Origin of the sequence: Simiduia curdlanivorans, assembly GCF_030409605.1 — a bacterium.
In the GTDB taxonomy this organism is placed as follows: Bacteria; Pseudomonadota; Gammaproteobacteria; order Pseudomonadales; family Cellvibrionaceae; genus Simiduia; species Simiduia curdlanivorans.
On record NZ_JAUFQG010000004.1, the window covers coordinates 2,044,584 to 2,056,584 of the forward strand.

Below are 12,001 nucleotides of genomic sequence, written 5' to 3' on the forward strand. Positions count from 1 at the left end.
GGAAAATACAGGAAAAATTTGTGTCTGAATTAATCGCAAAAAGCACGATCACAGCAGTTGTTGGCCTAGGTGTCACCGGCTTATCTGTGGCTCGCTATTTGGCGCGAAAAAATTCAGCCTTTGCTATGTTCGATTCGCGTTTGGCGCCGGCTCAACTAAACGCCTTTCAGCGCGAATTTCCCAACGTTGAAGTGTTTTTAGGCGAGTTAAGCGCCGAAAAGCTTTGCCAGTTTGATGAGATTATACTCAGCCCAGGCTTATCGCTGAAGCTGCCTGCAATACAGGCAGCTAAAACTGCTGGCGTGAGTGTTATTGGCGATATCGCTTTGTTTGTGCGAGAGGCAAACGCGCCCATTGTCGGTATTACTGGCTCCAACGCAAAAAGTACTGTCACCACGTTGGTAGGCGAAATGGCGATAGAAGCCGGACTTAAGGTGGGTGTAGGTGGCAACCTAGGTACCGCGGCACTCGATCTATTGGCAGATGACGCTGAATTATATGTGTTGGAACTTTCTAGCTTTCAGCTGGAAACAACGCCCAAGTTGTCGGCGCGGGTCGCGTGTATATTGAATATGAGCGATGACCATCAAGATCGCTATGAAAATTTTTCCGCTTACCATGCGGCAAAACAGCGCGTTTATTATGGTGCTGCCGCCGTGGTGGTTAATCGCGCTGACGCGTTAACCCAGCCACCTATGTCCGCTGGTTTACAGCTAACAAGTTTTGGGCTCAATAAGCCAGACTTCAACCAATTTGGCCTAATTGAACAGGCCGATCAAATTTACTTGGCCTTTCAGTTTGAGCCGTTGATGCCCGTTAGTGAATTGAAAATTCAGGGTAAACACAATGTTGCCAATGCCTTAGCGGCGCTCGCCATTGGGCGCGCGGCGGGCTTACCGATGGCCAGTATGCTGGCAGCATTAAAGAAATTTAAAGGCCTTCCCCATCGCTGTGAGTGGGTCGCGGATGTGCGCGGTGTAAGTTACATCAATGACACCAAGGGCACGAATGTGGGTGCAACTTTGGCTGCAATTGAAGGCTTCGCCGGTGCGCAACATAAATTAGTGTTAATCGCCGGCGGCGATGGTAAGGGTGCTGATTTTTCACCTTTGAAACCCGCAATCAACCGTTTCGCGCGCGCCCTCGTTGTGATTGGTCGCGATGCCAAAGCCATTGCCGCACTCGCCGAAAATGATGTGCAGGTCGCTTTCGCCTCCGATATGTGTGATGCAGTCGCGCAGGCTCATCAGTTGGCGCGCTCCGGCGATAAAGTTCTATTGTCGCCTGCGTGTGCATCGTTGGATATGTTCAAGAATTATATTGATCGTGGCGAGCAATTCATTGCAGCGGTAAGAGGGCTCTCGGCATGAGTAGCTCCTTTGTTTTCAAGCCTTTGTTAAGCGCCGGCTTACAGCCCGATCTCTTTGCGCAATTGCGGCCAGATGTTTCGCGCTTATTAGCCACGCGCATGGTTTTTATATGGGCCGCGTTGTTGACCTTTGGTTTGATCATGGTTGCCTCTTCCAGTATCGCGTTTGCCGATTCAACCTTGGGCGATCCTTGGTATTTTACCCGTCGGCACCTGATTTTTTTAGCCATGGGGCTCACTGTCAGCGCGGCTGTTGCCATGGTGCCACTCGTGGTATGGCAAAAATATGCATGGGTTTTGTTGATGCTGGCCTTGGTATTACTTCTGGTTGTGTTGATACCGGGCATTGGGCGTAGAGTAAATGGCAGCCAGCGTTGGTTGGCCATTGGCTCTTTAACGTTGCAGGCATCTGAAGCGGTAAAATTTTGTGCCATCATCTTTTTTGCCAGTTATTTTACTAAGCGCGCAGTGAGCTTGAGTCGATATAACAAAGGCTTATTGCGGGCATTGGCGATTTTAGGCGTGCTCGTACTTTTACTGCTTGCCGAGCCAGATTTTGGCAGTTCCGTTGTTATCGTAGTCACGATAATGGCCATGCTATTTTTTGTTGGCGCGCGGCTTTGGGTCATGCTCAGTTTGATGTTAGTGGGCGGCGGGTTGTTTACCTCGGTAGCGCTGATGTCGCCCTATCGGCTGCAGCGCTTGGTGACCTACCTAGACCCTTGGGCTGACCAGTTTAATGCGGGTTATCAACTTACTCAGTCGCTCATTGCTTTTGGTAATGGCCAATGGCTTGGGCAGGGCTTGGGCAATAGTATCCAGAAAATGTTATATCTTCCTGAAGCCCACACAGACTTCGTGTTTGCTGTTATTGCCGAAGAGTTCGGTTTAATCGGTGGGCTTGTTGTCATTGCGCTATTCGGTGCGCTTATTTTTGAAATTTTACGCCGTTGTCGCAGCCGTATGTCACACGATGATTGCTTCCCCGCTTTGCTAGCGTTTGGCGTTGCAATTCTATTTGCCATGCAGGCTTTCATTAATATTGGCGTTGCGTCTGGGTTTTTACCTACAAAAGGTTTGACCTTACCCTTTATTAGTTACGGCGGTAGCAGCCTATTACTCTGCTGTGCGCTCATGGGGCTAATGCTAAGGATTGACTGGGAATCTGAAGTCCAGGTTGTGCGCGAAGCCAAGAAAGTCGTAAAAAAACGCGCAACCAAGGCTGTGGCAAAACCACGCAAAACACAGGTGGAGGGCACAGTTGATGACTAACCCTCGCGTGTTGATCATGGCCGGCGGCACCGGCGGGCATGTGTTTCCCGCGCTTGCGGTGGCAAGTGCACTTAAAGCGGGTAGCTGCGATGTGCAGTGGCTGGGAACTCAGCGTGGCATTGAGGCGCAGTTGGTACCGGCTGCCGGCATTTTACTCCATGTTATAAAAGTGGAAGGTTTGCGAGGCAAGGGTATCCGCAGTTTGTTGCTGGCGCCGGCAAAACTTCTTGTGTCGTTAGTTCAAGCGGCAAAAGTGCTGCGTCGCACTAAACCCAAGCTTGTGCTTGGGTTTGGCGGTTTCGCATCCGGGCCTGGTGGGTTAGTGGCTTGGCTTTTTGGTATTCCGCTTATTATCCACGAGCAAAATGCGAGGCTTGGTACAACCAATAAATTGCTGTCCAAAGTTGCACAGCGTCGCTTGCAAGCTTTTGAGTCAGGCATGAAAACTGCAGAAACTGTGGGAAACCCAGTGCGCCAGGAGATTTGCTCTCTGGCCGCGCCTGATGTGCGCTTCAATAGTCGCCAAGGCCCGCTAAAATTACTTGTGCTCGGCGGCAGTTTGGGTGCGCAGTTTATCAATGACCTGTTGCCGAAAACCGTGGCATTAATGCCCGCGGGTGCGGTCGAAGTTTATCATCAATCTGGCGCTAAACATTTTGATGTTTGCGCAAATGCCTATGCCTCGGCCGGGTTGAAACACGTGCGCTTGGTGGCTTTCATTGATGATATGGCAGACGCCTATGGTTGGGCTGATATGGTTATTTGCCGGTCTGGTGCTTTAACAGTATCAGAGATTTCTGTTGCTGGGTTGCCGGCGCTTTTCATTCCCTTCCCGTTTGCAATTGACGATCATCAAACGGCTAATGCTAATTGGTTGGTGAACCACAAGGCGGCGCTAGTAAAGCAACAGAGTGAATTGAACCCACAGGTATTGGCTGATGTGTTAACGCACCAGTTGGCCGATCGAAAAGTATTACTAGAGATGGCACTTAACGCTCGGGCACAGGCAAAGGCCGACGCTGCACAGGCTGTAGCTAAAATTTGTCAGGAGGTATTGCGTGATTAAGCCAAAAATTTATCAAATTCCAGAGATGCGTCGGATTCGTAGAATTCATTTTATCGGTGTTGGTGGCGCCGGTATGAGTGGAATTGCTGAAGTTCTATTGAATATGGGCTATGAAATTTCGGGTTCGGATATACGTGCATCCACTACGACTAAGCATCTGGAAGGCAAGGGCATAAAGGTCTTTATTGGTCATTCTGCCAGTAATGTTGAGGGTGTTGATGTTGTTGTCAACTCCACTGCCGTGAAAGCCGACAACCCAGAATTGCAGGCGGCGAAGCAGAATCGAATTCCGGTGGTTCGTCGAGCCGAAATGTTGGGTGAATTGATGCGCTACCGGCACGGTATCGCCATAGCAGGTACCCACGGAAAAACCACCACCACAAGTTTGATGGCATCGGTGTTGGCGGCGGATGGCTTAGATCCAACATTTGTTATTGGCGGTCTGTTAAATAGCGCGGGTAGTAACGCAAAGTTGGGCGAGAGCCGTTACTTTGTGGCCGAGGCTGATGAAAGTGATGCGACGTTTTTACATTTGCAGCCCATGGTCTCGGTGGTTACAAACATCGATGCGGATCATATGGACACCTATGGCGGTGATTTTTCCGTACTCAAGAAAACGTTTGTCGAGTTTCTACACAATCTGCCGTTTTATGGTGTTGCGGTTGTGTGCGGTGATGACCCAGTGGTGTGTGAATTGTTGCCGCAAATCTCACGCGCTGTTATCACCTACGGTCTGGGCGAGCAATGCGATGTGCGCGCCATAAATATTCGTCAAGAAAAAATGACTACGTCATTCGATGTTGTTCGCGCGGGCCAGGCTGTCAACCTTCCGGTGACAGTTAACATGCCAGGTGAGCACAATGTGTTAAATGCATTGGCAGTTATCGCAGTAGCCACCGATGAAGGCGTGAGCGATGGCGCCATACAGGAAGGTCTAGCTGGCTTTCAAGGTGTGGGTCGACGTTTTCAAGTGATCGGCGATGTGCCCGTGGGCGAAGGCGGTAGTGCAATGTTGGTGGATGATTACGGTCACCATCCACGGGAAGTCGCAGCAACGATCAAGGCGGTGCGAAGTGGTTGGCCGGATCGTCGCTTGGTAATGATTTATCAACCGCACCGTTACAGTAGAACGCGAGATCTTTATGAAGATTTCGTCGATGTGTTGAGTGGTGTGGATTCGTTAATTTTACTGGATGTTTATTCTGCTGGTGAAGACCCTATTGCTGGCGCGGATGGCCGAAGCTTGAGTAGAAGCATTCGCACTCGCGGTGTTGTCGACCCTGTATTTGTAGACCAGATCGACGGCGTTGCCGAGGCGCTAAAGCATATTATTAAGCCTAATGACATTGTAATTACCCAAGGTGCGGGAAATGTGGGTCAATTGTCGGCAGAGCTCTCTGTGCTGAAATGGTCTTGAGGTAATTTGATGAAGCACAACGAAGGTTTTACATTTGACGCAGCGACCTTAGCACAGTTAGGTAAGGTGGGTGTTCTCCTTGGCGGTAGTTCAGCAGAGCGCGCTGTTAGTTTGAAGTCGGGTAATGCGATTTTAACGGGCTTGAAGGCTCTAGGCGTGAATGTAGTTGCGATTGATACGCAAGACAATGCGGTAGAGAAGATTCAAAAATCCGGTATTGATCGAGCTTTTATCGCGTTGCACGGACCGGGTGGCGAAGACGGACGGATGCAAGCACTACTGGAATTTCTGGGTGTTCCCTATACAGGCAGCGGCGTTCAAGCATCAGCAATCGCTATGGATAAGTGGCGCACGAAACAAATTTGGCGCGGTGAGAATTTACCGACGCCTGAATATGTGGTGCTAACACCGGAGGCAGATCTTGCTCAGGTTTTGCACTCTTTAGGCGGGAGAGTCATGGTTAAACCGAGCCATGAAGGCTCGAGTATCGGTATGTCTAAGGTGCAAAACCTAGCCGAATTTGAAGTGGCGGTAAAAAAGGCACGAGCTTTGGATTCCAGTGTATTGGTTGAGCGCCTTATCGAAGGTGCTGAATATACGGTCGCCATTTTGGTCGACGAAGTGCTGCCGCCTATTCGCTTGGAGGCAGCAAATACTTTTTATGATTACGATGCAAAGTACATATCTAATGAGACGCGATACATCTGCCCGTGTGAACTGCCACCGGAAAAGGAGTCCGAGCTTAAAGCCTTGGCGCTAGCAGGTTTTAAAGCTGTCGGCTGTAAAGGTTGGGGGCGGGTTGATGTGATGGCAGACCGTGACGGCCAATTTTTTATGCTTGAGGTAAATACTGTACCGGGCATGACGGATCACAGTTTAGTGCCCATGGCGGCCAAACAAGCGGGTTTAAACTTTGATGCTTTGGTGGGCACGATTTTGCAGGATTCATTGGTTAAATGAAGGCTGAAGTGAAGCGGGCAATGCGGGAAAAATCGTCTGAGGCTAAGCCCGGCTTGGTTCGCAAAGTTTTATTAGCGTCAGCGTTACTCGCGGCGCTTGTTTGGTTGACGCCGCAGATTACCGAGCGTGCGCTCGCCATTTGGGATAGACCGGTGAACGGTGTTGCTATCGAAGGGCAATTTAGGCTCGTTGATAAAGATCATATTGCGATGCTACTTGAAAACAATATCGATACGGGTTTTTGGCAGTTAGATATTCAAGGCCTTCAAAGTGCGTTAGAGCGGGACCCTTGGATTGATTATGTGCTGATTCGTAGACGTTGGCCGGATCGGCTTATTGTTGAAGTTGTTGAGCAAACGCCCATTGCACGTTGGGCTGACAGGGGCTTTGTAAACAATAGAGCTGAATTAATCTTGGCGACGAACGTGGAGCGGCTAGCAAGCTTGCCAAGGTTGGACGCTGAAGACCGATCGCTGGGGAAATTAATGCAAAGCTATCAAACAATTGCAGCGCTAATGAGTGTAAGGAATTTGAATATAGCGCGTATTGAATTGGATAAAAGAGGGAGCTGGAAAGTTCAGTTGCAAGATGGTGTAAAAATTGCGTTCGGCCGCCACCAATTACAGGAAAGAATGCGTTTGTTTGGGAAGGTTTACGATGACCAGCTGGCCGGTCGGTGGGCTGAAGTGAGTAGTGTCGATGTACGTTACAACAACGGTGCGGCAGTGAGTTGGCGCAAGTCAACTTAACAGATGTTCAGGAAGAATGAATTACAACGGGCTGAAAGATGAATATTAAAGCTAATCATAAGACGGGGTTAACACAATGCCACCTGTAAATGAGAGTCGCATGATTGTTGGCCTAGATATAGGCACCTCTAAAGTCGTGGCAATTGTAGGCTCGGTGTCGAATGACGGCGAACTGGAAATTGTTGGCATTGGCTCGCATAAGTCTATCGGCCTGAAAAAAGGTGTGGTTGTTAATATTGAATCGACGGTTCACTCCATTCAGCGCGCTATAGAAGAGGCTGAGTTGATGGCGGGTTGCCAAATCGACTCTGTGTACGCAGGTATTGCGGGTAGCCATATTAGTAGTCTGAATTCGCACGGTATTGTTGCGATTAAAGATCGTGAAGTTTTTACCCAGGATGTTGATCGCGTTATTGATGCGGCTCAGGCCGTTGCGATTCCAGCGGATCAAAAGATTCTGCATATATTGCCGCAGGAATATTTGATCGATAACCAAGAGGGCGTACGTGAACCGCTTGGTATGTCAGGTGTGCGCCTGGAAGCAAAAGTCCACCTTGTAACTTGCGCGGTAAATGCCGCCCAGAATATCGAGAAATGCATCAAGCGCTGTGGTCTGGAAGTGGATGACATCATTCTCGAGCAGCTTGCTTCGAGTTACGCCGTACTAACGGATGATGAAAAAAGTTTAGGCGTTTGCCTGGTTGATGTTGGTGGTGGCACAACGGACATTGCAATTTTTACCGATGGCTCTATTCGTCACACTAAGTCAATTCCGATTGCCGGTGATCAGGTAACGAATGACATTGCTATGGCTTTGCGTACGCCAACTGCTCACGCGGAAGAAATTAAAATTAAGTATGCCTGTGCCTTGGCAAAGTTAACCGGTGCAGACGAGACAATTAAAGTACCGAGTGTTGGGGATCGAGAGCCCAGGGAGTTGTCGCGTCAAGCTTTAGCCGAAGTTGTTGAGCCACGTTACGATGAATTGTTCACCTTGGTGCAGGCAGAGTTGCGCCGTAGCGGTTACGAAGATTTGGTAGCCGCCGGTATTGTGTTGACTGGCGGAACCTCAAAAATGGAAGGCGTGGTTGAGCTGGCGGAAGAAATTTTTCATATGCCTGTGCGCTTAGGTGCGCCACAAAATGTTCGTGGCTTAAGTGACATAGTTAACAACCCCATTTATTCCACGGGGGTTGGGTTGTTGTTTTATGGCATGAAGCAGCTCGATGGTAGACCTAGCAGCACATCTCGGGACAACAAAAATAGTTGGTGGTCGCGCGCTAAGGCGTGGCTTGCAGAAAATTTTTAAGCAGTGATGAGTATTTATCGTTCACTTTTAATTGATTTGGAAATCGCTAAAACAGAGGGGATATACCATGTTTGAACTAGTAGATAGCGTGCCGCAGAATGCGGTGATTAAAGTTGTTGGTGTCGGTGGTGGTGGCGGCAACGCCGTTAAACACATGATTGCTAGCGACATTGAGGGCGTTGAATTTGTCTGCGCTAATACAGATGCACAGGCATTGAAAGATATCGATGCACGCACTGTGTTGCAGCTCGGCAATTCGATGACTAAAGGTTTGGGGGCAGGTGCCAATCCGGAGGTTGGGCGTCAAGCTGCCATGGAAGATCGCGAGCGAATCGCGGAAATTCTTGAAGGTGCCGATATGGTGTTTGTTACCGCCGGTATGGGTGGCGGTACGGGTACCGGTGGTGCGCCGGTCGTGGCTGAAGTCGCTCGCGAAATGGGCATTCTGACAGTAGCCGTTGTAACCAAGCCCTTCCCGTTTGAAGGTAAAAAGCGCATGGCTATTGCCGATGCGGGTATTCGCGAGCTGGCTGAGAGAGTCGACTCGTTAATTACTATTCCCAATGAGAAATTGCTGTCTGTGTTGGGCACAAAAACCACACTGCTCGATGCATTTAAAGCTGCCAACAACGTATTGTTAGGTGCGGTGCAAGGCATTGCGGATTTGATTATTCGGCCAGGCATGATCAACGTCGACTTTGCCGACGTGCGTACGGTGATGTCTGAAATGGGCATGGCTATGATGGGCACAGGTGTCGCGCGTGGTGAAAACCGTGCACGCGAGGCCGCAGAGGCAGCCATTCGCAGTCCTTTACTAGAAGACGTGGATCTACAAGGTGCGCGCGGTATTTTGGTTAATATCACCGCCGGTATCGATTTGTCTTTAGGTGAGTTCACCGAAGTGGGTGACACTATTGGCGAGTTCGCGTCGCCTGACGCAACCGTGGTAGTGGGCACGGTGATCGATCCAGAAATGAAGGATGAGTTGCGCGTCACCGTTGTAGCGACGGGTCTGGGTCCAATGATTAAACCGGAAGCGGTAAAGCCAAAGGCGTCGGTGGTGGTCGATAATACACCTAGACAAAAGTTCGGCAATCAACCGGAAGACTTCGATACCCCGACTTATCAGCGCCGTAAGCAGGCGGCATCGGGCGGTGGCAATACCGCGCTTGCCGCGCAGGAAAAAGATATGGAATTGTTCGATATACCAGCATTCTTACGTCGCCAAGCCGACTAAATTTGGTGCGCGTTGATAGTGACTAAATTATTAGGCTTGGAACTTAAGTGTTGGTTTCATGGTCTGAAATTTGATACTATTCGGCGCTTCCGACTCCTTTTTAGGTTGTTTGGCCAAGTTTTTGGCTGAATTAGACAGCCTGGAAGGTATAACCGGACCAAAAATTTAGTGATTTGTGGCACACCACTTGGTTTTTTGCTGAGTTGGTGGCCGCGGTTGCGCATATAGGCTGGAGTATCGAGGCCAGGGCTTAGGCCAGATTTGGCTCTCCTCCCCCTCTGTTTAAAGGAGAGCCTCGCTAACCTAGGCGGTATCCGCTAGGTTTAGTTTGTTCTTTTGGCATTGATTTTGGCAGATCTGCGTTAATCGCAGGCCACGACACATTGAAGATACGGTGACATATGATTAAGCAACGAACGCTGAAAAACCCCATTCGCGCCACCGGCGTGGGTTTGCATACAGGCGAAAAAGTTTACTTGTCGTTAAAGCCTGCACCGGTCGATACGGGCATTATTTTTCGTCGCACCGACCTCAACCCGATGGTCGAGATTGAGGCGAAGGCGGCGAATGTTGGCGATACCACGCTGTCGACCTCGTTGATTAAAGGCGATGTTCGCGTATCCACGGTTGAGCACTTATTGAGTGCCATGGCCGGTTTGGGTATTGATAATGCGATTGTCGAAGTCTCGGCACCTGAAGTGCCCATCATGGATGGCAGCGCTGGTCCCTTTGTGTTTCTCATTCAGTCGGCGGGTATCGAAGAGCAAAATGCGGCTAAAAAGTTTATCCGTATTAAGCGCCCTGTGGTGGTAAAAGATGGCGATAAGGAGGCTTCATTCCTGCCATTTGAAGGTTTTAAAGTGACCTTTAGCATCGATTTCGATCACCCGGTTTTCAATGGTCGGACACTGAATGCGAGCCTAGATTTTTCCAGCACGTCTTTTGTTAAAGAAGTAAGCCGTGCGCGTACTTTCGGCTTTATGCATGAAATTGAATACCTGCGCTCGAAGGGTTTAGCCAAAGGCGGCAGTGTTGATAACGCTATCGTTGTTGATGATTATCGCGTGGTAAACGAAGACGGCTTGCGCTACGAAGACGAATTCGTGAAGCATAAAGTGCTCGATGCGATTGGCGATCTTTACCTGCTCGGGAATAGTTTGATTGGTGAGTTTAAGGCTCACAAATCCGGCCATGCACTTAATAATAAATCATTGCGCCAGCTCATCGCACAAGAAGATGCGTGGGAAGTGGTGACATTTGAAGATGAAAAAACAGCACCAATTTCCTATATCAAGCCGATATTAGCCATGTAAATGGTTAATGTGTTTTGTGCATTGTCGTTGGTAATTCATTGATATCTATGCCATATTTTGTTCAAACTTGAACAAGGTATGGCTTTTCGCGTGTATTTTGGTACTTTACGCGTATAAATTGCCTAAGTTGTGATGCCTTTGGTGGAAGTCGAGCTAGCTCGCTTCTATGATGCGCTCGGTTTTTGGTTGGGTAAGGCGAGTCGAAACAGGCTCTCTAATGTGCTTAACTTAGAACCTAGGTAGCTTTAGTCATTAAGATTCGCGAGGCCTAAGGGCTTAAATATTCAATAACTTACACAAGTAGGTCTGATGAAAGTCATTCTTGTCAGTCAGCGCCATGGCAGTACGCGAAGTTTCACCCTCGGTGGGTGGACGCGCGCTGTGCTGTCGGCGTGTCTGATAGGCTTGCCTGCTGGTGTTGGTGTGGTCGCGGGGCTTGAGTGGGCTCGCGGTGATGGCGCTGATTTATTCACTGCCGATTCTGCCAAGAGCTGGAGCCAAGGGCTTGCTGCACAAAAAGACCAGCTTGAACAAACCCGCCAGCATGCACAACAACAACTCGCGGCTATTACACTGCGCATGGCGGAGCTCCAGGCGCGGCTAGTGCGGCTAGATGCATTGGGCGAGCGCCTTACGACCATCGCCAAGCTGGATCAAGGTGAGTTTGATTTTAGTCAGCCTCCCGCTTTAGGTGGCCCGGAAAGCGCGTCTCTTGGAGATGCTTACGCGGCGCCAGAGTTTATCGATGTTATCGATCAGCTAACAGCGCAGATCGAAAGCCGCGAACAGCAACTCGAAATCCTTCAAGATCTGCTCGCCAAGCGCAAGATTCAAAACGATGTATTCCTCGCCGGCCGGCCCGTTACCAAAGGCTGGATGTCGTCACGTTATGGCCGTAGAACGGACCCGTTTACCGGCCGCGTGGCATGGCATTCAGGCGTCGATTTCGCCGGTAAACTTGGCTCCGATGTTATTTCAGTAGCGGCCGGTGTTGTGACTTGGGCAACTAAGCGCCAAGGCTACGGCGATTTGGTAGAAATTAACCATGGCAATGGCTTTTCCACGCGTTATGCCCACAATTCAGAGTTGAAAGTCCAGGTTGGGGATATCGTCAAGAAAGGTCAAGTGATCGCTCTCATGGGAACCAGTGGCCGCTCCACCGGCCCTCATGTTCATTTTGAAGTTTATAAGCACGGCCGCCCGGTCGATCCTGCTGTTTATATTCACCGCGCAGCGCGCTGACCCGCTGTAGCTCTTGCGTTCAAGAGCTCCTTTCTATTTACTTGACACCCTTTCACCGCCTTGAAGG

At 49.7% G+C, this 12,001-nt stretch carries 10 protein-coding genes; all 10 read left to right on the top strand.

Annotated features, from left to right (window positions below; all coding sequences use genetic code 11):
- The first annotated feature begins 20 nt into the window (after window positions 1-20).
- The 10 genes from murD to QWY82_RS09180 all read left to right on the top strand — a co-directional run bounded on the left by murD (window position 21) and on the right by QWY82_RS09180 (window position 11,934).
- Window positions 21-1,370, top strand: coding sequence for a UDP-N-acetylmuramoyl-L-alanine--D-glutamate ligase (gene murD, locus QWY82_RS09135; protein ID WP_290261576.1), 1,350 nt, complete (start codon window positions 21-23; stop codon window positions 1,368-1,370).
- Entirely contained in the window at window positions 1,367-2,641 is a 1,275-nt protein-coding gene (gene ftsW / locus QWY82_RS09140) for a putative lipid II flippase FtsW (RefSeq protein WP_290261577.1), read from the top strand. Before murD ends, ftsW begins: the two co-directional genes overlap by 4 nt.
- Window positions 2,634-3,707 carry an undecaprenyldiphospho-muramoylpentapeptide beta-N-acetylglucosaminyltransferase gene (gene murG, locus QWY82_RS09145; RefSeq protein ID WP_290261578.1) on the top strand — a complete coding sequence of 358 codons (1,074 nt, stop codon included), beginning with the start codon at window positions 2,634-2,636 and terminating at the stop codon, window positions 3,705-3,707. Before ftsW ends, murG begins: the two co-directional genes overlap by 8 nt.
- Window positions 3,708-3,732: 25 nt before the next feature.
- Window positions 3,733-5,124, top strand: coding sequence for a UDP-N-acetylmuramate--L-alanine ligase (gene murC / locus QWY82_RS09150; protein WP_380736342.1), 1,392 nt, complete (start codon window positions 3,733-3,735; stop codon window positions 5,122-5,124).
- A 9-nt stretch (window positions 5,125-5,133) separates the two neighbouring features.
- Window positions 5,134-6,084 (top strand): D-alanine--D-alanine ligase, encoded by a 951-nt coding sequence (locus QWY82_RS09155; protein WP_290261582.1) that lies wholly within the window; start codon window positions 5,134-5,136, stop codon window positions 6,082-6,084.
- Window positions 6,081-6,833 carry a cell division protein FtsQ/DivIB gene (locus tag QWY82_RS09160; RefSeq protein WP_290261583.1) on the top strand — a complete coding sequence of 251 codons (753 nt, stop codon included), beginning with the start codon at window positions 6,081-6,083 and terminating at the stop codon, window positions 6,831-6,833. The genes QWY82_RS09155 and QWY82_RS09160 overlap by 4 nt, the downstream gene beginning before the upstream one ends.
- Before the next feature lie 76 nt (window positions 6,834-6,909).
- Entirely contained in the window at window positions 6,910-8,142 is a 1,233-nt protein-coding gene (gene ftsA, locus QWY82_RS09165) for a cell division protein FtsA (RefSeq protein WP_290261584.1), read from the top strand.
- A 67-nt stretch (window positions 8,143-8,209) separates the two neighbouring features.
- The gene (ftsZ, locus tag QWY82_RS09170) at window positions 8,210-9,379 is read left to right on the top strand and encodes a cell division protein FtsZ (RefSeq protein WP_290261585.1); all 1,170 of its coding nucleotides are present in this window, start codon (window positions 8,210-8,212) and stop codon (window positions 9,377-9,379) included.
- Window positions 9,380-9,780: 401 nt separating this feature from the next.
- The gene (gene lpxC, locus QWY82_RS09175; RefSeq protein WP_290261586.1) at window positions 9,781-10,692 is read left to right on the top strand and encodes a UDP-3-O-acyl-N-acetylglucosamine deacetylase; all 912 of its coding nucleotides are present in this window, start codon (window positions 9,781-9,783) and stop codon (window positions 10,690-10,692) included.
- 309 nt (window positions 10,693-11,001) lie between these two features.
- Window positions 11,002-11,934 carry a M23 family metallopeptidase gene (locus QWY82_RS09180; RefSeq protein ID WP_290261587.1) on the top strand — a complete coding sequence of 311 codons (933 nt, stop codon included), beginning with the start codon at window positions 11,002-11,004 and terminating at the stop codon, window positions 11,932-11,934.
- The last annotated feature ends 67 nt before the right edge of the window (window positions 11,935-12,001 follow it).

Bases quoted from the DNA above. Each gene is read 5' to 3' on its own strand.
- ftsW (WP_290261577.1), top strand. From the start codon at position 1,367: ATGAGTAGCTCCTTTGTTTTCAAGCCTTTGTTAAGCGCCGGCTTACAG.
- murG (WP_290261578.1), top strand. From the start codon at position 2,634: ATGACTAACCCTCGCGTGTTGATCATGGCCGGCGGCACCGGCGGGCAT.
- murC (WP_380736342.1), top strand. From the start codon at position 3,733: ATGCGTCGGATTCGTAGAATTCATTTTATCGGTGTTGGTGGCGCCGGT.
- QWY82_RS09155 (WP_290261582.1), top strand. From the start codon at position 5,134: ATGAAGCACAACGAAGGTTTTACATTTGACGCAGCGACCTTAGCACAG.
- QWY82_RS09160 (WP_290261583.1), top strand. From the start codon at position 6,081: ATGAAGGCTGAAGTGAAGCGGGCAATGCGGGAAAAATCGTCTGAGGCT.
- ftsA (WP_290261584.1), top strand. From the start codon at position 6,910: ATGCCACCTGTAAATGAGAGTCGCATGATTGTTGGCCTAGATATAGGC.
- ftsZ (WP_290261585.1), top strand. From the start codon at position 8,210: ATGTTTGAACTAGTAGATAGCGTGCCGCAGAATGCGGTGATTAAAGTT.
- lpxC (WP_290261586.1), top strand. From the start codon at position 9,781: ATGATTAAGCAACGAACGCTGAAAAACCCCATTCGCGCCACCGGCGTG.
- QWY82_RS09180 (WP_290261587.1), top strand. From the start codon at position 11,002: ATGAAAGTCATTCTTGTCAGTCAGCGCCATGGCAGTACGCGAAGTTTC.